This is a genomic window from Streptomyces sp. NPDC051662 (assembly GCF_040681655.1).
Taxonomy (GTDB): domain Bacteria; phylum Actinomycetota; class Actinomycetes; order Streptomycetales; family Streptomycetaceae; genus Streptomyces.
The window spans coordinates 78,989-101,826 of the sequence record NZ_JBFAZD010000002.1 but is presented as its reverse complement, the minus strand read 5'-3'; the positions used below and the strand labels follow the sequence as shown (position 1 = coordinate 101,826).

The 22,838-nt window shown below is 71.8% G+C and carries 18 protein-coding genes; 12 read left to right on the top strand and 6 right to left on the bottom strand.

The window, feature by feature from the left end; translation table 11 throughout:
- Positions 1-33 precede the first annotated feature (33 nt).
- Positions 34-1,872, bottom strand: a complete 1,839-nt coding sequence (locus AB0M67_RS03145; protein WP_365742033.1) for an endonuclease/exonuclease/phosphatase family protein — start codon at positions 1,870-1,872, stop codon at positions 34-36.
- A 185-nt stretch (positions 1,873-2,057) separates the two neighbouring features.
- Between AB0M67_RS03145 and AB0M67_RS03140 the strand changes: the two genes are divergently transcribed.
- Positions 2,058-3,515, top strand: a complete 1,458-nt coding sequence (locus AB0M67_RS03140) for a hypothetical protein (RefSeq protein WP_365742030.1) — start codon at positions 2,058-2,060, stop codon at positions 3,513-3,515.
- Positions 3,516-4,029: 514 nt separating this feature from the next.
- On the opposite strand, the gene AB0M67_RS03135 is transcribed toward AB0M67_RS03140, so the two are convergent.
- Positions 4,030-4,794 carry an SDR family oxidoreductase gene (locus AB0M67_RS03135; RefSeq protein WP_365742028.1) on the bottom strand — a complete coding sequence of 255 codons (765 nt, stop codon included), beginning with the start codon at positions 4,792-4,794 and terminating at the stop codon, positions 4,030-4,032.
- Between the two features lie 105 nt (positions 4,795-4,899).
- Between AB0M67_RS03135 and AB0M67_RS03130 the strand changes: the two genes are divergently transcribed.
- The 3 genes from AB0M67_RS03130 (at position 4,900) to AB0M67_RS03120 (ending at position 8,531) form a co-directional block, all read left to right on the top strand.
- Positions 4,900-6,318 (top strand): alkaline phosphatase PhoX, encoded by a 1,419-nt coding sequence (locus AB0M67_RS03130; protein WP_365742840.1) that lies wholly within the window; start codon positions 4,900-4,902, stop codon positions 6,316-6,318.
- A 344-nt stretch (positions 6,319-6,662) separates the two neighbouring features.
- A complete protein-coding gene (locus tag AB0M67_RS03125) occupies positions 6,663-8,240 on the top strand; it encodes a TROVE domain-containing protein (RefSeq protein ID WP_365742026.1) in 1,578 nt (525 codons plus the stop codon).
- A 63-nt stretch (positions 8,241-8,303) separates the two neighbouring features.
- Positions 8,304-8,531 (top strand): hypothetical protein, encoded by a 228-nt coding sequence (locus AB0M67_RS03120; protein WP_046495701.1) that lies wholly within the window; start codon positions 8,304-8,306, stop codon positions 8,529-8,531.
- A 126-nt stretch (positions 8,532-8,657) separates the two neighbouring features.
- On the opposite strand, the gene AB0M67_RS03115 is transcribed toward AB0M67_RS03120, so the two are convergent.
- Positions 8,658-9,893, bottom strand: a complete 1,236-nt coding sequence (locus AB0M67_RS03115) for a TerD family protein (RefSeq protein ID WP_365742024.1) — start codon at positions 9,891-9,893, stop codon at positions 8,658-8,660.
- A gap of 66 nt (positions 9,894-9,959) precedes the next feature.
- Positions 9,960-10,769, bottom strand: coding sequence for an NAD(P)-dependent oxidoreductase (locus AB0M67_RS03110; RefSeq protein ID WP_365742022.1), 810 nt, complete (start codon positions 10,767-10,769; stop codon positions 9,960-9,962).
- A gap of 266 nt (positions 10,770-11,035) precedes the next feature.
- Here AB0M67_RS03110 and AB0M67_RS03105 point away from each other — a divergent pair, with 266 nt between their 5' ends.
- Positions 11,036-12,037 carry a 5-dehydro-4-deoxyglucarate dehydratase gene (locus tag AB0M67_RS03105; RefSeq protein WP_365742020.1) on the top strand — a complete coding sequence of 334 codons (1,002 nt, stop codon included), beginning with the start codon at positions 11,036-11,038 and terminating at the stop codon, positions 12,035-12,037.
- The gene (locus AB0M67_RS03100) at positions 12,034-13,212 is read left to right on the top strand and encodes a hypothetical protein (protein WP_365742018.1); all 1,179 of its coding nucleotides are present in this window, start codon (positions 12,034-12,036) and stop codon (positions 13,210-13,212) included. The genes AB0M67_RS03105 and AB0M67_RS03100 overlap by 4 nt, the downstream gene beginning before the upstream one ends.
- A gap of 109 nt (positions 13,213-13,321) precedes the next feature.
- On the opposite strand, the gene AB0M67_RS03095 is transcribed toward AB0M67_RS03100, so the two are convergent.
- Positions 13,322-14,770 (bottom strand): penicillin-binding transpeptidase domain-containing protein, encoded by a 1,449-nt coding sequence (locus AB0M67_RS03095; RefSeq protein WP_365742016.1) that lies wholly within the window; start codon positions 14,768-14,770, stop codon positions 13,322-13,324.
- A gap of 78 nt (positions 14,771-14,848) precedes the next feature.
- Positions 14,849-15,619, bottom strand: a complete 771-nt coding sequence (locus AB0M67_RS03090) for an IclR family transcriptional regulator (protein WP_129769650.1) — start codon at positions 15,617-15,619, stop codon at positions 14,849-14,851.
- Positions 15,620-15,827: 208 nt separating this feature from the next.
- On the opposite strand from AB0M67_RS03090, the gene AB0M67_RS03085 reads away from it, so the two are divergent.
- The 6 genes from AB0M67_RS03085 (at position 15,828) to AB0M67_RS03060 (ending at position 22,693) form a co-directional block, all read left to right on the top strand.
- A complete protein-coding gene (locus AB0M67_RS03085; protein WP_365742014.1) occupies positions 15,828-17,360 on the top strand; it encodes an aldehyde dehydrogenase (NADP(+)) in 1,533 nt (510 codons plus the stop codon).
- Positions 17,361-17,399: 39 nt separating this feature from the next.
- Positions 17,400-18,014, top strand: coding sequence for a DUF1349 domain-containing protein (locus AB0M67_RS03080; RefSeq protein ID WP_365742012.1), 615 nt, complete (start codon positions 17,400-17,402; stop codon positions 18,012-18,014).
- A 289-nt stretch (positions 18,015-18,303) separates the two neighbouring features.
- Positions 18,304-19,587, top strand: a complete 1,284-nt coding sequence (locus AB0M67_RS03075; protein ID WP_365742010.1) for an MFS transporter — start codon at positions 18,304-18,306, stop codon at positions 19,585-19,587.
- 201 nt (positions 19,588-19,788) lie between these two features.
- Complete coding sequence (locus AB0M67_RS03070) at positions 19,789-21,081, top strand: SDR family oxidoreductase (RefSeq protein WP_365742008.1); 1,293 nt, start codon at positions 19,789-19,791, stop codon at positions 21,079-21,081.
- Between the two features lie 38 nt (positions 21,082-21,119).
- Positions 21,120-21,242, top strand: a complete 123-nt coding sequence (locus AB0M67_RS03065) for a hypothetical protein (RefSeq protein WP_365742006.1) — start codon at positions 21,120-21,122, stop codon at positions 21,240-21,242.
- Positions 21,239-22,693, top strand: coding sequence for a cytochrome P450 (locus AB0M67_RS03060; RefSeq protein WP_365742004.1), 1,455 nt, complete (start codon positions 21,239-21,241; stop codon positions 22,691-22,693). Before AB0M67_RS03065 ends, AB0M67_RS03060 begins: the two co-directional genes overlap by 4 nt.
- Positions 22,694-22,838: the final 145 nt, after the last annotated feature.

Sequence of the window (22,838 nt, the reverse complement as noted above, 5' to 3'; positions counted from 1 at the left end):
GCGTGTGGGGTCGGGCCGGACCACCGCGGCTTCTCAGGGGCGGAACCGCAGGACCTGCGGATCGTGGTCGCTGTTCTGCCGGGCGAACTCCGCGTTGATGTGCACGCTGTCGTAGTCGAACGCACCGGAGGTGATCGAAGGGCTGGTCAGGATCTGGTCCAGGACCTGCGAGTTGCCCTGGTAGACATACGAGTAACGCTCCGCGGCCGGCAGGGACTTGATCGCCGGATACAGCGCGCGGCCGTCGGCCAGCGCCTTGGCCGTGGCCGAGAACTCGAAGTCGTTGATGTCACCGACGACGAGTACGTCCGCGTCGCGCTGCGCCGCGAGGATGTCCTTGACGAACGCGTTCACCGAGCGGGCCTGCTGGAGCGGCTGGACCTCGGAGGAGCGGTTCACCGGCTGGTGGTGCGAGGTCAGGCTCTCGTCCCCGCCCTTCGAGGCGAAGTGGTTCGCGATGACGAAGACCGTACGGCCGCGGAAGGTGAACTCCCCGGCGAGCGGCTTGCGGCTGTTGGTCCAGGCCGCGTTGGCGGGGTCCACCCGGCCCGGGGAGAGCGTCAGGGCCGCGCGGCCCTGCGTACGGACGACATCCGTCGCCGTCGTCGCGTCCCCGCCCGGACGGTCGGTGAAGGAGACCCGCGCCGGGTTGTAGAGGAAGACCTGGCGGATATTGCCGCCGGGCTCACCGCCGTCCTTCTTGTCCTCCGGGTCGATCGTGCGCCAGGCGTAGGAGGGACCGCCGGCCGCGCTGATCGCCGCCGTGAACTTCGCGATGGTCTCCTCGGCGGAGACCGTGCCGTCGTCCTCGGCGCCCGTACTGTCCTGGATCTCCTCCAGCGCCAGGATGTCCGGCGAGGCGAGGTTCCGTACGACCGCGCCCGCGAGCGCGTCGAACTTCTCCTGGGGGTCGAAGGGGTCGAGGTTCTCGACGTTGTACGTGGCGACGGCCAGCTCGCTCTCGCGCTGCGGGCGGGTGGTCTCGGGCCTCAGCTTCTTGTCCGTGACCGTCCCCAGCGTCCGGGCGACGAGTGTGTAGCCGCCGAACTGGTTGTAATCCAGGGGACCTTCGGTGATACCGGTCAGCGTGTCGCCGACGTTCGCCGCCGGGAACGGGTGCTGCGCGACGGGCGCGAGCTGCTGGATCTGGAGCCGGCCGGTGTTCTGCGAGGTGTACGAACCGTAGACCGTGCCACCGCGGCGGTTGTCGTTCTCCCGCGGCTTCACCGTCACCCACAGCTCCGCGTACGGATCGGTCGCGCCGACCACCCGTGCCCCGCCGATCCGGACGTTCATCCCCTCCAGCGACTCGTAGAGGTCCAGCGCGTAGTCGCGGGGCTTCAGCCGCAGGCCGTTGACGCTGTTGCCCGCCGCCGGGTCACCCTTCGGGGCGTACGCCGAGGGCACCGACTTCTCCGAGATCACGACCGGCGCGGGCAGCGGGTTGCCGGAGGAGACGACCGTCACCGTCGGCGAGGCGATCTGGGTGACCGACTGATTGCCCGAGGCGGCGCCGCCCGGGATGTACTCGCCGACCGTGCCGGAGACCTTCACCGAGTCGCCCACGGCGACGGTCGGCACGGAGTTGGTGAAGACGAAGACGCCCTCGCTCGTGGCGGCGTCATGATCGGGCTTCGGGTCCTGGATCCAGAACCCCCGGGAACCGGTGGTCCGTACGCCGGTGACGATGCCGGGCACGTCCGCCACCGGGGTGCCCACCAGCGGGGATATCCGGCCGGTTCCCTGGATGCCATGGATCCGGATCCCGGAGGCGGCGGAGGCGGGGGCACCCGCGCCCGCGAGCAGCCCGGAGGCCATGGCGAGGGCGACGAGCGCCGGGACAGCGGCCGTTCTCGGTACGGATGAAGGCATGAAGGCACTCCGGTGATGAGGGAGGGGGTGTTCTACGCGCGTCAATCTCTTGGCTGCGGCGGTCAGTTGTCAAGAGCCCCTGGGCGTCCGTCGGTTGTCGAGTACATGAACCGGGTGGCATGGGTCCAAATACGTCTACGCTGGGAGGCCGCATCGACCGCGTACGCCACAAGGAGAACCACCAGATGCCCGGAGACCGCCCCACCCTGCCGCCGGTGCGACTGCCCTCGGAAGCGGAGCTGGCGCGGGACGCCCTCGCCGCGCCACTGCTCACCCGCGCGGTCCGCCTCGCCCGCTGGGCCGGGCCGGCGACGCGGGTGGGACCCGGCGGCGAGCTGGTCGACGAGCAGCTGCCCGCCGCCGCGGAACTCCTCGACCTCGGTGACGAGCTCTCCGAGGGCGACGGCGAGGCGTACGCCAGCGAGGCATGGCGGGTCGCGGTCGACACGGGCCTCGTCGAGGTCGACGACCCGGACGATGCCGCTCCCGACGAGGAGGGCCACGTCACCACCGGCGAACAGCTCGGAGTGCTCACCTCCGGCAGCCCGCAGGACATCCTGTCGCTCTGGCTGGACGCCCTGGACGTCGTCTTCGCCGACGCGACCGCGCCCGTACTGGACGATCTTGCCGCGGCCATCGGCGACGACGGCGAGATCGATCTCGAATCGCTGGACTGGGACCCGGAGCTGGAGGCGGAGTTCCTGGAGGGCGTCCTCGGCAACCTCTACATCCTCACCCTCGCGGAGGGCGGCGGCGAAGGGCCGGTCCCGCTGCCCGTCCTCGCCGCGTCGATGATCGTGCCCGACGACATGGGCGAGCCCACCGACGACGTCCTGGAGCAGGTGTCCGAGGCGATGATGCGGCTGGACGACCAGTTCCGGCTGCTGGAGCCCATCGGGCTCGTCTCGTACGTACCGGTCGACGAGGCGCTGATGATGGAGGACGCGGAGGACACGCCCGAGGCGTCGCTGCCCGTCGACGAGGAGGACGTCACCCGGTACGGGATGGTCCGGCTGACGCCGCTCGGGCTCTACGGGATCAGGTCCCGGATGCTGGAGGCCGGGGTCGACGCGCCCGCGGTGGGCGATCTCGCGGACAAGGACGCGCACGCGCTGCTGGACGGCGTGGCGCACTTCCCCGAGCTGTCCGCGCGCGTGGAGACGGAACAGTGGCTGACCCGGCGCGCGCCGGCCGACGCGGCGCGCGAACTCCTGGCCGCCGCGCGCGGCACGGACCCGGGCGCGCCACTGCGCCGCCTGCACTGCCAGCAGGCGCTGTCCCTGGTCGGCGCGGAGGCGGAGTCGGCGGTGCGCGAGGTCCTGGACGACGCCGAACTGGGCGGCCTGGCACGTGTCTGGCTCGCCGAGCTGGGCGCGGGTGATGTGCCGCCGCCGCCCGAGTCGATGATCTTCTGGCTGGCCATCGACACGATCGCCGCGCAGCTGGACGCGGAGGGGGAGCCGGACGAGCTCCAGGAGCTGGTCGAGGGCCTGGTGGGGCAGCACAGCGGGTTCTTCGAGGCGGCGTGGCGGGTGGAGCACCCGGCGACGGCGGAGGTGCTGGAGGCGATGGGGCGGCTGCATCGGGACAGGACGGCGTCGAAGGACGCGCGCAAGGCGGCGTTCAAGGCGAGGTCGCGGTAGCGGGGGTGCGGTGCGCCTCCGGCGGGGGGTCGTGGCGCGGGGTGCGTTGTGGTGCCGGGGGTCGGGGCCTCCGGAGGTACATGTCCGGACGGCATGATTTACGGCGCGACTCTGCCCTGTCGTTGGTTCGGGCGTACGCGCGCCACAAATCACGCTTTAGTGTCCGGACACGCACCTCCTACGACCCCGACCCCCTCCCCCCGGTGGTCGCCTCCAAGCGCCGCCTCGGCGGGGTGTTGGGGGCGGGTGCGGCCCGGTGGCCCCGGCCATTCGCCGTCCCGGCGGGGTGAGTGGGTGAGGATTCGCCCGCCCCGGGCACGGCCGCGTGGTCGGTGACGCGAGGGGGTCGGGGTCGGAGGAGGTGCGTGTCCGGACGTAAAGCGTCGCAGCTCGTGCGAAGCACGGTGAGGAAAGCAGTCCGGACACGGACCTCCGGAGGCCCCGGCACCCGGCACCACGACGCACCCGCACACGAAAACCGGCCCGAGCCGAAACGGACCGTAACCCCGTCTGCTCACCGCAGGTGCGACGCTCCGTTGAGGTCCAGGATCGTTCCCGACGACCACTCCGCCCCCGGCGAAGCCAGCCACACCACCGCCCCCGCGATCTCCTCCGCCGTCCCCACCCGCCCGAACGGGCTCTGCGCGCGGATCGACTCGCCCTCCTCGCCCGTGAGGCGGGACGCCACGCGTTCCGTGGTGAAGAAGCCCGGGGCCACGGACGCGACGGCGATGCCGTGCGGGGCCAGGGAGACCGCCAGGGACTGGCCCAGGGCGTGGACCGCCGCCTTCGTCGCGCCGTAGGCCGGGTGGTCGGGCTCGCCGCGGTAGGCGCCGCAGGAGCCGATGTTGATGATCCGGCCGGGCGTCGAGCGGTCGATCATGGAGCGGGCGGCGCGATGGCTGAGCAGGGCCGTGCCCAGGAGGTTGACGGACAGATGGCGCTGCCAGGCCGCCGCCCAGTCGTCGTACGACGTGGTGGGCAGCGGGTGGGGTTCGTTGACCGCCGCGTTGTTGACGAGGACGTCGATCCCGCCGAGGGCATCGGCCGCCTCGTCCGCGACCCGTGCCGCGCCCGCCGGGTCGGAGATGTCGCCGCCCACCAGCGTGTGGCCGGTGCCGGCCAGTGACTCCAGGGTGTGGCGGGCATCCGCGGCGCGGCTGCCGTAGTGGACGGCGACGTGGTCGCCCTGCGCCGCGAAGGCGCGGGAGACGGCGCGGCCGAGGCCGCGGGAGGCGCCGGTGACGAGGACGCGGCGGCCGGTGGGCGGCAGATTCATGGAAAGCGGGCCTCTCGATGTCGGGCGGTGTTCAGGCGCTGTTTGTCCGCGGGCGGGAGCGTCGGGAGCGTACCCCCGACACACGTGCCCCTTCAGGAGACCGCGATGCCGCTGAGCCGCAGGGAATTCACCGGAAGATCCGCACTGACAGGGGCGGGACTCGTCCTCACCGGCGCGGCCGGAGCGCTCGCCACCGCGCCCGGCGCGCTGGCGGCGGAGGACGCTCCCGAGGTCGCCTCCGGGCCCGTGCCGGCGCCCGGTTACGGGCCGCTCGTGCCCGACCCGCGGGGCATGCTCGCGCTGCCGGCCGGCTTCTCGTACCGGGTCATCACGCACAGTGGTGTGACCAAGCTGGAGTCCGGTGAGGACACCCCGTCCAACCACGACGGCACCGCCACGTTCGAGGGGCCGCGCGGGGTGACGCTGCTCGTCAACAACCATGAGCTGGACGGTCCCAGGGGCGACTACGAGTTCCCGGTGCCGCTCACCGAGGGGCTGGTCTACGACCCCGCCGCGGCCGGCGGCTGCACGGTCGTCGAGACGCACCGCGACGGCCGTACCGCGGAGTGGGTCGGTATCGCCGGTACCTCCACCAACTGCGCGGGCGGACGCACCCCGTGGGGCACCTGGCTCACCTGCGAGGAGAACTCCGACCGGGCCGGGCAGAACGGGATGACCAAGGACCACGGCTATGTCTTCGAGGTCGACCCGTACGACCGCCGGGCCAACCGGAACCCCAAGCCCATCAAGGCGTTCGGCCGCTATGACCACGAGGCCGTGGTCATCGACCCCCGTACCGGCTACGCCTATCTGACGGAGGACGACTCCGAGCCCAACGGGCTCCTCTACCGCTGGGTCCCGCCGCACGGCTTCAAGCACGGGCGGGGGCAGCTGCGCAGGCTCGCGGACGACGCGGGTGTGCTCCAGGCGCCCCGCTGCTTCGACGCGGGCGGCCGGTTCGTGGACGACCTCTCGCGCGCCACGAAGATCGGCACGGTCTACGGCGTGGACTGGGTGGACGTACCGGACCGGGACGGGAAGACCGTGCCCGTACGGAAGCAGTTCGACGGCGAGGACGTCACCCGCGCCAGGAAGCTGGAGGGCATGTGGTGGGCGGACGGCGGCGCGTACATCGTCTCCTCGTACGCCCGTGACGAGAGCCCCGGCGTGCCGCACGACGGTCAGGTGTGGTTCTACCACCCGCGCCGCCGCACGCTGACGCTGAAGGTGCTGCTGGGCGTCAACGCCGACCCGGGCAAGGACGGCGCCTTCGACGGACCGGACAACATCACGGTCTCGCCGTACGGCGGTCTGGTCATCGCGGAGGACGGCGAGGGCCTCCAGCATCTCTTCGGGGCGACGGAGCGCGGACGTACGTACCCCATCGCGCGCAACGACCTGAACGACAGCGAGTTCACGGGTGTCGTGTTCTCGCCGGACGGCCGCACCCTGTTCGCCAATATCCAGGAGCCGGGCATCATGCTGGCCATCACCGGCCCGTGGCGGCGCTCTCCCCGGGACTGAAAACCTGTGGCGGACGGGCCCGTTGCCTCCCTAGAGTCATGCGTGTCCAGGTGCGACAGGCAGGACCTACTTCCACTCATAATGGGGAGGCCGCGGGTTCGAATCCCGCCATCGGTACTCATGCCGGTGTAGCTCAGTGGCAGAGCACCATCTGTTGGTTCCGCCGGCCTTGATCTCTGGACACACCACTTCGCACCTCCCGGTGCGCGGGCAGCGGCTACTTCTTTGGTGAATTCATGCCGCCGCCGATTCTGATCTCGGGAGGCGCGGCGTGCGGAGGCGAGGCCGCCGCTGTTCCGTCGTGCCCTCCCTGGAATCCATTTCCGGAATTCGGGGGAATTCTGATGTCCCGTTTCAATACGCGTGCGGCCAAGGCCCGTCCGGCCTCGCCCGTGCGGTCGGTCGCCGTCACCCGTACCCATGAGGGCGGCGTGGGTGTCCTGCGCGACGCGAAGTCGGAGCTGTTCCTGCTCGCGGTCGCCAATTTCGTTTCCCAGCAGACGGCGTACGAGTCGGGCGAGGCGCGCGACGGGCGGTTCCGCGCGCTCGTGCGGAAGCTCGCGGTCGCTGAGCCGGAGTGGACCGCCGGGCTGCTCGGCTGGCTGCGCGGTGAGGGGCAGCTGCGTACCGCGTCGATCGTGGGCGCCGCCGAATACGTCAAGGCACGGCTCGACGCGGGCGCCACGGACGGTCCGGCGAACCGGATGGTCGTCGATTCCGTTCTGCTGCGCGCGGACGAGCCCGGTGAACTGCTCGGTTACTGGATCTCGCGATACGGCCGCAATGTGCCCAAGCCCGTCAAGCGCGGAGTCGCGGACGCCGTCCGGCGGCTCTACAACGGAAAGTCGCTGCTGAAGTACGACACCGCCGCGAAGGGTTATCGATTCGGCGACATCCTCAATCTGGTGCATGCCTCGCCCGACCCGGCGAAGGCGTGGCAGGGCGAGCTGTTCCGGTACGCGCTCGATCGCAGGCACCACCCGGAGGCGGCTGTTCCGCCGCGGTCGAACCGTACGCTCATCGCCCACCGGGCCCTGATGGAGGTGCCGGTCGAGCGGCGGCGCGCGGTGCTCACCGCGCCCGACGGGGCGGCGCGGCTCGCCGAGGCGGGGATGACCTGGGAGGCGCTGGCCGGCTGGCTCCAGGGGCCGATGGACGCGGCTGGCTGGGAGGCCGTCATTCCGTCGATGGGCGCGATGGCCCTGCTGCGCAATCTGCGGAACTTCGATCAGGCGGGTGTCAGCGACGAGGCCGCGGCCCGGGTGGCCGAGAGGATCGCGGATCCCGAAGCGGTGGCGAAGGCGCGGCAGTTCCCGTTCCGCTATCTCGCCGCGTACCAGCACGCGCCGTCGCTGCGCTGGTCGTATCCGCTGGAGCGGGCGCTCGGCCACTCGCTGGCCAACGTGCCCTCGCTGCGCGGCCGGTCGCTGATCCTGGTCGACCGTTCGGGTTCGATGTGGTCCCCGCTCTCCGACCGCTCCGAGCTGAACCGCGCCGACGCCGCGGCGATCTTCGGAACGGCCGTGGCGATGCGGGCGGCGGACGCGGATCTGGTGGAGTTCGGTACCCGCAGCGCTCCGGTGAGGTACCGGCGGGGCGAGTCCGTGCTGAAGGTGCTGGAACGCTTCGGCGACCTCGGTGGTACGAACACGGCCGAGGCGGTCCGTACCCACTACCGGGACCACGACCGGGTGCTGATCGTCACCGACGAGCAGGCCGCGTACAGCTCCCGCGGTGGCCCGACGGCACAGGTTCCGGCCGGTGTCCCGGTCTATACCTGGAACCTCGCGGGGTACCGCGCCGGGCACGGCCCGTCCGGCGAGGCCGGCCGGCACACGTTCGGCGGGCTGACCGACGCGGCCTTCAGGATGGTCCCGCTGCTGGAGGCGGGACGGGACGCTCGCTGGCCCTGGCAGGGGTGATCCGGGCGTCCGTCGGTGGTCGGGCATGGCGCGTCGGGGCTTCTTGGGCCCATACTCCAAGTAATGACAAAGTCAGCCGGATCCCGGCGCCACCTGCCGTCCAGTCCCTTCAACCGCCAGGCCCCGGCCTCACCCCCGCCCGAGCAGTTCGATGTGGGAGACCGTGTCTCCCATGATCAGTTCGGGTTGGGAAGAGTCATCGGAGTCGAGGGCGACCATGCCGTGCTCATCGATTTCTCGGGGCGACAGGGGAGGATCCTGAGCCCCTTCGCCAAGCTGACCAAGCTCTGAGGTCCCGAACCGGCAGCTTGCGGACACGGCCCCCGGGCCGTCGCGGACCTTCAGGACCCGCGGCGGTGCGGGGGCATCGTGCCATCCGCCCACGCGCCGCCCTCCTGGGGCGGCCCCGGGCGCCGGTCAGAGGACCTTCGCGGCGGGCTTGACCATGCCCCGGACCGTACGGGACTTGACGAACTCGCCCAGACCGGTCATTTCCCACTCGCCGGAGAACTGCCGGATCAGCTTCGCCATCATCACGCCGGTCTGCGGCTCGGCGCTGGTCAGATCGAAGCGCACCAGCTCCTCGTCCGTGGCCGCGTCGATCAGCCGGCAGTACGCCTTGGCGACCTCGGTGAACTTCTGACCGGTGAAGGAGTTGACCGTGAAGACCAGACCGCTCGCCTCGGCGGGGATCCGGCCGAGGTCCACCATGATCACCTCGTCGTCGCCGGCGCCCTCGCCCGTGAGGTTGTCGCCGGAGTGCTTGATCGCCCCGTTGAGGATCGAGAGCTTGCCGAAGTAGCAGCTGTCCAGATGGTTGCGGTTCGGGCCGTAGGCGATCACGGACGCGTCGAGGTCGATGTCCTTGCCGCGGTACGCGGGCTCCCAGCCGAGGCCCATCTTGACCTGGGTGAGCAGCGGACGGCCGCCCTTGACCAGGGACACCGTCTGGTTCTTCTGGAGGCTGACCTTGCCCTTGTCCAGATTGATCTTGCCGCTGCCGGGTGCGGCGGCGGGGGCCGGGGGAGCGGCCGGCGGCGTGGCGGGGACCGGCGGAGCGGGGATCCGCGGGTCGGCCCCCGCGCGGGCACGGGCGGGCTCAGGGGCCGCCACGGGCGCCGGAGGCGCGACGGGGGCCGCGGCCGGGGCGGGCTCCTCCACGGAGACACCGAAGTCGGTGGCGATCCCGGCCAGTCCATTGGCGTACCCCTGGCCCACCGCGCGGACCTTCCACGCGCCGTTGCGCAGATAGATCTCCACGATCACCAGGGCGGTCTCGGTACCGAGCCGCGGCGGGGTGAAGGTTGCCAGCGCGCCGCCGCTGCCCGCGTCGCGGATGGTGGCCGTGGGCTCGATGCCCTGGAAGCTCTGCCCCGCCGCGTCCGGGCTCGCCGTGACGACGATCTTCTCGATACCGGCGGGCACGGCGCTGGTGTCGACGACGATCGCGTCGGGTGCCGTGCCGCCGCCGGAGCGGTAGCTCACGCCGGGGCCCGTCGGCTGGTTGTAGAAGATGAAGTCGTCGTCTGAGCGCACCTTGCCGTCGGCGGTGAGCAGCAGGCCCGATACGTCGAGCCGCACGGGAGCGGCGACGTCCACCGTCACATGGGCGGTGGGAAGAGGGATGTTCGAGCCGGGGGTCATAGCTGTCATGACAGACGTAACGAACGACCCCGCTTTGCCGTTCCCTTACCTTCCGCCGATCGGGTCCGGCGCGTCTCAGTGCGGCCAGCGCGGCGGGTCGGTGGCGAACGTGCCGCCCAGGAAGGCGTGGTCCCGGTTGTCCGGGTCGAGTTCGCCCTGCTCCGCGATGAGCTTCGCGGCGTACTGCTCCGAGTCGTCACGCGGCTCGTAGCCGAGCGCCCGCGCGCTCGTGAGGTCCCACCACAGCCGGGTGTTGGCGGAGGAGCCGTAGACCACGCTGTGGCCGACGTCCTCGGCGGTGAGGGCGGCGTGGAAGAGCCGCGCGCAGTCGCCGGGGCTCAGCCAGACGGAGAGCATGCGGACCGTGCTCGGCTCCAGGAAGCAGGAACCGATCCGTACGGAGACGGTCTCCATGCCGTGCAGATCCCAGTAGAGCTGCGCCAGGTCCTCGCCGAAGCACTTGGAGAGTCCGTAGAACGTGTCGGGGCGGCGCGGGGTGTCGACCGGGATCAGCGGGTCGTCCCCCCGCGGGCGCGGCGTGAAGCCGACCGCGTGGTTGCTGGAGGCGAAGAGTGTCCGTCCGACGCCCTCGGCGCGGGCCGCCTCGTACAGGTTGTACGTCCCCTCGATGTTCGCGCGCAGGATCTTGTCGAAGGTGGATTCCAGCGAGATGCCCGCGAGATGGATGATCGCGTCGACCCCCCGGACCGCCTCGCGCAGCGCCTCCCTGTCCGCGAGATCGGCGGTGATGGCGTCGGGTTCGCCCTCGATGGGGGTGGCGTCGAAGAGCCGCAGCTCGTAGCCGTACGCGGGCAGCAGGCCCCGCATCAGGGTGCCGAGGCCGCCGGCGGCGCCGGTGAGCAGGACGGTACGGGGTGCGGGCATGGGGGAGATCTCCTCGCGGCTCGGAACCGGGCGCACGGATGCAGACTCAGATCCGTAGATACAATTCACATGCGTGGACAACCTAGAGAGTGTGCCGAAGTCGCGTCAAGTGTCGCCCGGAGTGCGGAAATCCGTCTCTGGGTTGCGGTTTTCCGTCTTGACCCGTGGTGCGCGGCTGCCCTAGCGTGGCGTCGTTCAGGGATATGGACATCGATCATAATTGTGCACGAGCGGTCGTCGCTCGACGCATGGCCCAGGGAGCGCCCGTGACCTCAGCCCCGCTCGCCGCCCGCCTGACTCATGTGGCCGGGCCGCTGTTCTTCCCCGTCACCGCGTACGGGCCCGATGGCGCGCTCGACCTCGACGCGTACCGCGCGCATGTCCGCGAAGGCGTCGCCGCGGGAGCCGCCGCTGTCTTCGCCTGCTGCGGCACCGGCGAGTTCCACGCCCTCACCCCGGAGGAGTTCCTCGTCTGCGTGGCCACGGCCGTCGAGGTGACCGCGGGCCGTGTCCCGGTCGTGGCCGGCGCCGGCTACGGCACCGCGCTCGCCGTCCAGTACGCCAGGCTGGCCGAGCAGGCCGGCGCGGACGGACTGCTCGCGATGCCGCCCTATCTGGTCGTCGCCGACCAGGAGGGCCTGCTGCGCCACTACACCGCGCTGGCGGGCGCCACTTCGCTGGAGACGATCGTCTACCAGCGCGACAACGCCGTCTTCACCCCCGAGACCGTCGTGGAACTGGCCCGCGTGGACGGCATCGTCGGCCTCAAGGACGGATACGGCGACCTCGAACTGATGCAGCGGATCATCAGCGCCGTACGGAGCGAGGAGCCGGACCGCGACTTCCTCTACTTCAACGGCCTGCCCACCGCCGAGCTCACCGGTCTCGCCTACCGGGGCATCGGCGTCACCCTCTACTCCTCCGCCGTCTTCTGCTTCGTCCCCGAGATCGCCCTCGCCTTCCACCGGGCCCTGGCCACCGGCGACGACACGACCGTGAACCGTCTGCTGGACGGCTTCTACCGCCCCCTGGTCGAACTGCGCGGCAAGGGACGTGGATACGCCGTCTCGCTCGTCAAGGCGGGCGTCCGGCTGGGCGGACTGGACGTCGGGGAGGTACGGCCGCCGCTGAGCGAGCCGGGGCCCGCGCACATCAAGGAGCTGGCCGAGATCATCGAGCGGGGCCGGGCCGTGCTGCGGAGCGACGACGGGGACGACGACCGGGACGGCGCGGGCGCCGGGACCGGTACGGAGGGTGGCGCCGCGTGAAGACCTCGGCCTTCCTCTACCCCTGGGACGTGGTGGGCGACCCGGACGCCCCCGCCAGGATCGCGGACCTCGGCGTCCGGCAGGTCACCCTCGCCTCCGCCTACCACTCCACCCGCGCGCTGACCCCGCGCCATCCGCGCCACCGCGTGGTCACCGCCGAGCATGCCGCGGTCCTCTACCCGGTGGACGACGCCCGCTGGGCGCGCCACGAGGCGCGTCCGTACACCGCAGGGTCCTGGGCACCCGGCGACGCGTACGGCGAGGCCGCGGCGGCGCTGGCGGACGCCGGTCTCGATGTGCACAGCTGGGTGGTCCTCGCGCACAACTCCCGTCTCGGCGCCGAGCGTCCCGACACCTCCGTGGTGAACGCCTACGGGGACCGCTACCCCTGGGCGCCCTGTATCGCCCGGCCCGCGGTCGGCGCGTATCTGGTGGAGCTGGCGGCCGAGGCCGCCGTACGGCCCGGCGCGCGCGGCACCGAGCTGGAGTCCTGCGGCTGGTACGGGCTCGCGCATCTGCACGCCCACGACAAGATCGCGGGCGTCGGCCTCGGTGACGCGGCGCAGTATCTGATGTCGGTCTGCTTCTGCGCCGTGTGCCGGGAGGGGTACGCCGGCCTCGGGGCCCCGCCCGACGAACTGGCCGCCGCCGTGCGGCGCGCGCTGGGACCCCTCTGGGCCGCCGGCTCCGCCGAGGCGGGCTGGTCCGCGGTCGAGAAACTCCTCGGCGCGGATCTCGCCGCCGTCACCGCCGAGTGGCGTGGCTCGGTCGCCCGTACGCTCCAGGAGCGGGCGGTCGCGGCCGTACGGGCGGAAGCCGGGCCCGGCTTCCAGGTGCTGCTGCACGCCGACCCCGTGTCGTACCACGTCGGCGCCAACGCCGGGGTGGACCCGGCGCACATCCTCGGGGTCGCGGACGGGGTCGTCCTGCCCTGCACCGGGGGCGCGGCACAGGCGATGCTGAGTCCGTTCGCGGGCCACGGCACCGAAGCCTCCGTGCTGGCCGCGAACTTCACGGTCGTCACCGGCATGGGCGGCAACCCGGCCGCCCTCGCCGACGACGCCGCGCGGGCGAAAGCGCTCGGGGCGACCGAACTGCGGCTGTATCACGCCGGACTGGCCTCGGACACGGATCTGAAGGCCGTCGCGAAGGCGCTGTCAGCTCTCGGCGGCTGACCCCGGCGGATGTCGCCTGAGGATCCTCTTCCGCGTGTGACGCGGGGCGGCCGGAGTCAGTGCGTCGGGCAGCCCGGCCGCCCCGGTCACCGGCAGCGGGACGGCCGGGTCATCTCAGCGCCGCCGCCATCATCTTCTGCGCGATCGGCGCGGCCAGACCGTTCCCGCTGACCTCCGAACGCGCCGCGCCCGAGTCCTCCACGACGACCGCCACCGCCACCTCCTTGCCGGTGGACGAGTCCTTCGCGTACGAGGTGAACCACGCGTACGGCGTGTTGACGTTGTCCACGCCGTGCTGCGCGGTGCCCGTCTTGCCGCCCACCTCGGCGCCGTCGATCCGCGCGTTCGTCCCCGTACCGTCCCGCACGACCGTCACCATCGCGCTGCGCAGCTGCTCGGCCGTCGACGAGGAGACGATCCGCCGCGTATCGCCGTCCTGGTACGACTGGAGGGTGTCGCCGCTCGCGTCGACCACCTTCGACACCATGTGCGGCGCGGCGAGCAGCCCGTCATTGGCCAGGGCCGCCGAGACCATGGCCATCTGGAGCGGGGTCGCGGTCACATCGAACTGGCCGATCCCCGTCAGCGCTGTCTGCGCCCGGTCCATGCCGGACGGATACACGCTCTGCGAGGCGCGCACCGGCATTTCCTGCGTGGCGTCGTTGAAACCGAACTTCTCCGCCATCGCCCGGACCTTGTCCTGGCCGAGTTCGTCGGCCATCTTCGCGAAGACCGTGTTGCAGGAGTATTCGAGCGCGGTGCGGATGGTGGCGTTCTCGCAGGGCGCGGAGCTGTTCTCGTTGCGCAGGACGGTGGTCGTGGTCGGCAGGGTGTACGGATCCGGGCTGTCGGTCCGTTCGTCGACGGAGCCGTACAGACCGTCCTCAAGCGCCGCCGCGGCGACCACCAGCTTGAATGTCGAGCCCGGTGGCAACGGCTGCCGCAGCGCGCGGTTGACCATCGGCTTCTCCGCGTCCCCGGTCAGCTGCTGCCAGGCGTCGCCGTCCGTGGTGCCGCTGATCCTCGTGGGGTCGTACGAGGGGGTGCTGATCACCCCGAGCACCCGGCCGGTCGTCGGGTCGATCGCCACGGCGGCGCCCTTCTTGCCACCCAGCGCGCGGTATCCGGCCTCCTGCACGGCGGGATCGATCGTCGTCAGGACATCGCCGGGCGCGGTCTGCTTGCCCATGATCGCGTCCAGCGGGTTCTTCAGCCGGCTGTCCGTCCCGTCCAGGACATCGGAGTAGATGCCCTCCAGCTGGGTCGAGCCGTACGCCTGTGAGCTGTAGCCGGTGACGGGTGCGTAGAGCGCGCCGTCCGTGTAGGTGCGCTCGTACGCCAGATCGCCGCTCGCCGTCTTTCTGGAGCCCGTGACCGGCGAGCCGGCCACGATGATGTCACCGAGCGGCTGCGCGTACTGCGCCATGATGTTCCGCCGGTTGTGCTTGTCGTCCGCGAGGGCTCTGGCCTCGTACGCCTGCACCCAGGTGGCCCGCACCAGCAGGGCGAGCACCAGCAGCAGACAGATGACCGCCGTGTGTCTGATCGTCTTGTTCATCCCATATGAGGGACGAGCGGCGGCGCGGACGGCGTTCCCGCCCCGCTCGCTTCTCAGGAATTCCTCATCCCCGTCCGGTCAGAGCCGCCGCGTGGCCAGGGTGAGCCGGTCGCGCGCGTCGAACAGCGTGTCCTTGATCATCTGCTCGTGACCGGGGGTGAGCCGGGCCACCGGTACCGAGCAGCTGATCGCGTCACGCGCCGGTGTCCGGTACGGGATGGCGATACCGAAGCAGCGCAGCCCGAGCGTGTTCTCCTCGCGGTCCACCGCGTAGCCCTGCTCGCGTACGGTGTGCAGCTCCTCGATGAGCTTCTCGCGGTCGGTGATGGTGTGCTCGGTCAGGGCGGGCAGGGTCTCCGGCAGCATCTTGCGCACCTGCTCGTCGCTGTGGGTCGCCAGCAGCGCCTTGCCGAGCGAGGTGGAGTGGGCGGGCAGCCGCCGGCCGACCCGGGTGAAGGGCCGCAGATAGTGCTGGGACTGGCGGGTGGCGAGATAGACGACATTCGTGCCGTCGAGCCGCGCGAGGTGGATGGTCTCGCTGGTGTCGTCGGAGAGCCGGTCCAGTGTGGGGCGGGCGGCGGCGACGACCTCGTCGCCGTCGATGTACGAGGTGCCGACCAGCAGGGCCCGTACGCCGATGCCGTACCGCGTGCCCGTCGCGTCCGTCTCCACCCAGCCCAGCTCAACCAGCGTGCGCAGCAGCATGTAGAGGCTGGACTTGGGGTACCCGACCGCTTCCTGGACGGCGGCGAGCGAGTGCATGCCCGGGCGTCCCGCGAAGTACTCCAGCAGTTCCACCGTCCGCACAGCGGACTTCACTTGTGCGCCACCGGTCTCCGCGGTCGACATCGTCCCTCGCCCCTTCTCGCCCACTTGACTTGCTCTCCTGACCACTCTTGACCGCACGGAACGCGCGGAAATAGAGTCCTTAGCGATTCACTATCAGGAACTCTGTTCAGAATACCGAACAAGTTCCGAGAGGTGTCAGCGGTCGGTACGTCGCTCGCTCGGTCGGTCGGTACGTCGGTACGTCGGTACGTCGGGAAGGGAAGTCGCTGTGGCAGCAGCACCAGTCTGGAGTGTCGACCCCCGAACAGGGAAGCAGCGCGAGCAGGTCGCGCATGAGGCGACGGCGGAGGAGGTCGACCGCGCGGTACGCGGTGCGCACGCCGCACGGGCCGCCCTCGCCGACCGTACCGCGCGCGCCGCTCTGCTCCGTACGGCGGCCGATCTGCTCGACGAGGCCGGCGAGCATGTCATCGAGGCGGCGGACGCGGAGACCGCGCTCGGCCCCGTCCGGCTCACGGGCGAGCTGGCCCGTACCACCGCCCAGCTGCGGGCCTTCGCCGAGGTGGTCGAGGAGGGAGCCTTCCTCGATGTACGGATCGACCACGCCGACGCCGACCGCACCCCGCCCTGGCCCGATCTGCGCCGCTGGAAGGTGCCGCTCGGCGTCGTCGCCGTCTACTCCGCGAGCAACTTCCCGCTCGCCTTCTCCGTGCCCGGCGGTGACACCGCGAGCGCGCTCGCGGCGGGCTGCCCCGTCGTCGTCAAGGCGCATCCGGACCACCCCGCCACCTCCGAGCTGTGCGCCTCCGTGCTGCGCAGGGCCGCCGCGGCGGTGGGGCTGCCCGAGGACGTGGTGAATCTGGTGCACGGCTTCGAGGCCGGCGTCGAGCTGGTACGGCACCCGCTGGTGTCGGCGGCCGGCTTCACCGGTTCCGTACGGGGCGGACGGGCGCTCTTCGACGCCGCGGCCGCCCGGCCCACGCCCATCCCCTTCCACGGCGAGCTGGGCTCCCTCAACCCCGTCGTGATCACCGAGGCCGCCGCGGCCGAACGCGCCGAGCAGATCGGTGCGGGGCTGGCCGGCTCGATGACGCTGGGGGAGGGGCAGTTCTGCACCAAGCCCGGTTTCGTACTGGCCCCCGCCGGTGAGCCGGGCGACCGGCTGGTGAAGTCCCTGACGGCGGCCGTCAGCGAGACCGAGCCCGGCGTGATGCTGGACCACCGGATGCGGGACGCCTTCGTCGCGGGCGTACGCGAACGGGCCGCGCTGCCCGGGGTGGACGCCCCGATCACCCCCGGCGCGGGCGGTGAACACACCGTCAGCGCGGGCTTCCTGACCCTCGACGCGGAGCTGCTGACCGCCGACGGCGCACACGATCTGCTGCTGGAGGAGTGCTTCGGCCCGGTGACCGTGGTCGCGCGGTACAGCTCCCCGGCCGAGATCACGGCCGTACTCTCCCGCCTCCCCGGCAATCTCACCGCCACCCTCCAGCTCGCCGAGGAAGAGACGGACGGGACCGCGCCCGGCGCCGCCGGGCTGCTCGCGGAACTGACCCCGCTGGCCGGACGCGTCCTGGTCAACGGCTGGCCGACCGGTGTCGCCGTCGCCCCGGCACAGCACCACGGCGGCCCCTACCCGGCGACCACCTCCACCTCCACATCGGTCGGCGCCACGGCGATCGAGCGCTGGCTGCGCCCTGTCTCGTACCAGTCGACCCCGGCCGCGCTGCTCCCGCCCGAGCTGCGTGACGACAACCCCCTGGACCTGCCGCGCCGGGTCGACGGCCGTCCGGAGAACTGAGATCCGAGACCCGAGACGGAAGAACGGCGAGCCGAGCTGATGAGTGATCGGATCGACCTCCCCGAACTGCCGTTCCCGCTGCGGCCGTACGGCCCCGAGGGCGCGTGGCGCTACACGGACGGAGCGCTCACCGGCCGGGCGGGTGCCCGGCAGGACCGCTTCGTACCACCGGCGGGCGCGTCCCTGGAGCCGGCCTCCGACGCGCCGCGCCTGCTCGGCACCCCGGAGGGCGACTTCCAGCTGATCGCCCGTGTCACGGTCGGCTTCGCCGCCGCCTTCGACGCGGGGGTGCTCACTCTGGAGGCGGACGAACAGCACTGGGCCAAGCTCTGTCTTGAGCTGTCGCCGGAGCGCCCGACGATCTGTACGGTCGTCACCCGCGGCCACTCCGACGACGCCAACTCCTTCGTGATGGAGGGCGACAGCTACTGGCTGCGGATCAGCCGCACCGGCCGGGCGTTCGCCTTCCACGCCTCCCCGGACGGCGAGCGGTGGACCTTCGTCCGCGTCTTCACCCTGGGCACGCCCGCGCGGGCCGCGGCGGCGCGCGTCGGCTTCCTCGCGCAGTCACCCACCGGCGAGGGGTGCGCGGTGACGTACGACAGGATCGTCTTCCGGCCGAAGGGACTCACGGACACGCGGGACGGTAGCTGAGATTCCGCCGCCCGGCGCGGGCGTGGCGCCGCGGAACCCGGGCGATCCCGCCGGGTGTGTCCCCGTCCTGAAAGGCACACCGGTCATTGGAGCGGGGCCTAGGGCGTGTCTTCAAAGTAGCGCCGTCCGCCCGAAGGGCGGGCCCGGCGGCGTCCGGTGCGTGCGATCGCAAGGCGGAGGGTCTCCCCAGTACTGGACGTACTGGGGTGATCCGACAACGCGGCGAGCGTGCGTGCCGGGCGTCGCCGGGCAGGCGGGACTTTGAAGACATGCCCTAGGGTCACGGGCCATGACTGCAGCTCAGGCGGCGGCGCCGCCGCTCCTGCGTGACCGGCGGTTTCTGCTGCTCGCCGCCGCACGCACCATCTCCGTTCTGGGCAACGCGTTCGCCCGGGTCGCCCTGGCCTTCGCCGTTCTCGCCCTGCCCGGGGCCGGGCCGGGGCAGTTGTCGCTGGTGCTGGCCTGCCAGGCGCTGCCGATGCTGCTGTTCATTCTCGTCGGCGGGGTGATCGCCGACCGGATGTCGCGCTCGCGGCTGATGGTGCTCGCCGATGTCGTCGGCGCCGCCGCCTACGCGGGACTGGCCGCGATGATCCTCACGGGATACGCGCCGCTGTGGGCCCTGTGCGCGCTGGCGGTCCTGGCGGGAACGGCCACCGCGCTGTTCATGCCGGCCCTGGAGGGGGTCGTACCGCTCATCGTTCCGGAGAGCGCGTTGCAGCGCGCCAACGGGATACTGCGGATCGGCACGAACAGCGCGACGCTCCTCGGTCTGGCGCTCTCCGGGGTGACCGTCGCCTTCGTCGGGGCGGGCTGGGCCCTGGCGTTGAACGCCTTCTCCTTCGTGCTCAGCGCGGTGCTCGTGAACGGTCTGCGGCTCGCGAGGCGGCCCCGCGCCGCGTCCTCCGGCTGGGCCGATCTGCGGGACGGCTGGCACGAGTTCTTCTCACGGCAGTGGCTCTGGGTCGTCGTGGCGCAGTACACGGTGGTCGTCGCCGCGGTCAATGCCACGGTCGGGGTCTTCGGCCCGCTGGCGGCCAACGACCATCTGGGTGGCGCGCGTGCCTGGTCGCTGATCGTCGCCGCCCAGGCGCTGGGGATGCTCGCGGGCGCGGGCTTCGCCACCCGTATCCGGGTGCGCAGACCGCTGCTGGTCGCGGTGCTGGCCACCTTCCCGTTCGCCGCGCCCATGATCCTGCTCGGCGTGCACGCGCCCATCTGGTCGATCGCCGTCGCCATGTTCTGCTCGGGCTTCGCCAATGACATCTTCGGGGTGCTGTGGATCACCACCATCCAGCGGGAGGTCCCCGAGGAGGCGCTGTCCCGCGTCAGCGCGTACGACCTGTTCGGATCCCTGGCCTTCGCCCCGCTCGGCCTGCTGGTCGCGGGACCCGTCGCCGAGCGCGTCGGCACCGGTCCCGCGCTGGTCGGCTGCGGGGCCCTCGTCATCCTCGCCACGGGCGCGGCGCTGCTCTCGCCCCAGATCCGCTCCCTCCGGGCGCCGGGCCCCGCCGACACGGCGGACGCCGCCCCGGGGTACGCCGACAAGAAGGACGCGGCGCCCGCGGCGTGACCTCCACTGACCGACCGCGATACGAAAAGCGGGGGGTCACTCGATGGGGTGGATAGCCCTCGTGTCGCGCATAAGGAGCGGTTAAAGCCGGTCGGCCGGGATAAGTTCGGTCTCCTCGTGAGCCGGTTCCGGTGAACTCCGGGGCGATGAGTGGGTCTCCGAGCGAATGGACGCTCCCCGCGAAGAATGTGAAGAGACGGCATGCCCGACGCCGAATTGCCCGACCCCGAACCAGAACCCGAGTCCGACGCGCCCGGCCCAGCAGGCCAAGAGGCCGCCCCCGCACCTCAAGTCCCGGGCCCCGGAGCCGACTCGGCCACCCCCGCCCTGGCCGACTCCACGATCGCCGTCAGCGGAGCCACCGGTTTCCTCGCCTCGTATCTGCTGCTGCGTCTGCTGCCGCAGGGCACCCGGGTGGTGGCGCTGGTACGCGAACCCCCGTACCGGGCCATGGCCTCTCTCGCGCTGGCCCTGCGCTCGGCCGGGGCGCCGGCCGAGACCGTACAGCGGGTGGCGCGTCAGGTACACGCCGTCCAGATCACCCTCGACCGCCCCCGACTCGGCCTGTCCGAGGGCGAGTTCCAGGCCGTCGCGGACAGCGTGGACGCCGTTCTGCACTGTGCCGCGCTGACCAAACTGCACGGAGACGCCCGGGAACTGCACCGCACCAATGTGGAGGGCACCCGGCAGATTCTCGCGCTGGCCGCGGCCGGCCGTCGCGCCCCGCATCTGTTCCATGTCAGTACCGCGTTCGTCGCCGGAGCGCGCCACGACGGCGTCGTACCGGAGCGGCAGTTGGAGGCCGACGGCTTTCTCACGCCGTACGAGGAGTCCAAGCACCACGCCGAACGGCTGGTCCATGACTGGGCGCGTACCCAGGGCCGGGGCGCCACGGTCTTCCGACCCAGTGTGCTGATCAGCGACCGGGCCGCCCTGCCACGCGCGCCCCAGCACACCTACGCCGTACTGGCGGCCAAGCTCGCCCTCTTTCTGAGGCACGGCCCCCGGGCCCTCGTCGACGCCTCCTCCGTTCCGCTGGACGCCGCCGGGAGACTGACCGTCCGGCTGCTGGGTGCTCCGGACGCCAGCATCAACCTCCTTCAGGTCGACGCCGCGGCCCGCGCGATGCTGCGCATCGCCGAGGAGGCGGCCACGCGGGTGTCCTCCGCGAACGGGCCGGACGTACCGCCCGGGGCGCGCGTCCACCACATCGTGCACCCGACCGAGACATCGGTGACCCGGGTGAACGAGGCGCTTCAGCGGTCCATCCCCTGGCTGCGTCTCGCGCTGGTCCCCGAACGGCCCAGCCCCAGCGGGCTGGAGCGTGCCGTGGATCTGTACGGCGCCGAGGCCACGGCCTATCTCGGGCTGCGGCGGCGCTATGAACGCACCAGCCTGTGCGAGCTGGAGCGCCGCAGACTGGTCCGCCCGCCGGCCCCGGTCGACAACCCGTACCTGGACGCGGCACTCACCCCACCCCTCATGGCTCGCTGACGCGGCCATCGACCCGAGGAGAGACCATCAGCGATTCGATGGAAGACCGGATCACCGCCGGCGTCGGTGAAGTGCCCCGGCGGCACCGGATGAGCGCTGTGGCCGGCACCTCCATCGGCTTCGGCGGGCAGAACACCGCCGTCGTCCTCGCTACCGCATGACGGGCGCACAGTCGCCGGTCCCGGTCCCGGTCCCGGCCCATGCCCCCGTCCCCGTCCCCGTCCCCGTTCAGGCTCCGGTCCCGGCCTCGGTCCCGCTGGCCTGTCCGGCCCTGCACGAGCACGGATTCACCGCCGCCGCGCGGCGCCTCACCACACCGGACGGGCCCGCCCTGCGCCCGGTCACGCTCGGCGGCGGTCTGCGCGCGTGGGCCGCCACGGACCCCGCCCTGGCGCGCGGTGTCCTCACCGACCCGCGACTGACCAACGACATCGGTGAGCTGGGCGGGCCGGTGCAGGGCTTCCCCGACCGCCGCTACCCCGAGGACTTCTTCGCCCACGCGCCACAGCTGCTCTCCGCGTCCGGGGAACGCCACCGCGGGCTGCGCCGTATCGTCGCCCCGTACTTCACCGCCGCCGCGACGGAGCGTACGGGCGCGCGGCTGCGGGACGTCATGGCCCGGATCATCGGCTCGCTGGCCGGACGCGACCGGATCGACCTCGTCACCGATCTCGCGCTGCCCCTGGCCGGGGCGACGGCCGGGGAGATCCTCGGCATCGTGCCCGAGCGGTGCGACGCGGCGGTGACGGCCGCCCTCGCCGCCAGCGGGGCGGTCCCGGGCACCGAAGAGGCCCGGTCGGCACACCGCGTCTTCGCCCAGACCGTCCTGCACATCATCGGCGCCGCGCGTCGCTCCCCGGTCCCCACCGCCGCCACGGCCCTGCTGGGCGCCCGGCAGAGCGGGCGGATCGGCAACGCCGAACTGGCCGGGATGCTCGGCATGCTGCTGATCGGTACGGTCGACTCGCTGTCCACCGTCGTCCCGGCGGGCGCCCTCATGGCCCTGCGGCGCCCCGAGGTACGGCACGGCCTCGGCGACGGTCATGGCCGCGGCCCCGCGTACACCACGGCGGTCACCGAGGAGATCCTGCGGCTGAATCCGCCTTTCCAGCACACGGGTTGGCGGTTCACCCGGGACGACTGCGCCCTCGCGGGTGTCCCGCTGCCGCGCGGCGCCGTGGTCGTCACGTCCGTACTCGCCGCCAATCTCCACTCCGCCACCTGGCCGGATCCGCTACGAGCCGACCCGTTACGGGCCGATCCGTTACGATCCGACCCCTTACGGGCCGAAACGTTACGAACCGATCCACCGCGTGCCGATCCACCGCGCGTGGCCGGGCCCCGGCGTACCGCGCCCGGTCATCTCTCCTTCGGGCACGGCCCCCATTACTGCCTCGGCGCGGCGCTCGGACGTCAGCTGGTGCGCGAGGCGCTGACCGGCCTCTTCCGCCGCTTCCCGGGGCTGAGTCTCGCCGTCCCCCTCGGTGAGCTCAGCTGGCACGGCACCTGCCTGCGCCGGCTCGACCGGCTCCCCGTGGATACCGGCACCGGTACCGGCACCGCTACCGGTACCCAGGGGCTCAGCCGTGAATGGAGAGAGGGAATACGGTGACCACCGCGCCGGAAAGCGCGCCGGCTGTCGCACGTGTGCTCCCTGTAGCCGACAGGAGAGCGATTCCCCGACCGCTTTCGGGTGACGCACCCGCCTTTGCGGCTCCGCGTCCGGGCCCTGTCGTGGAGCCTCATGGCGTCACGAC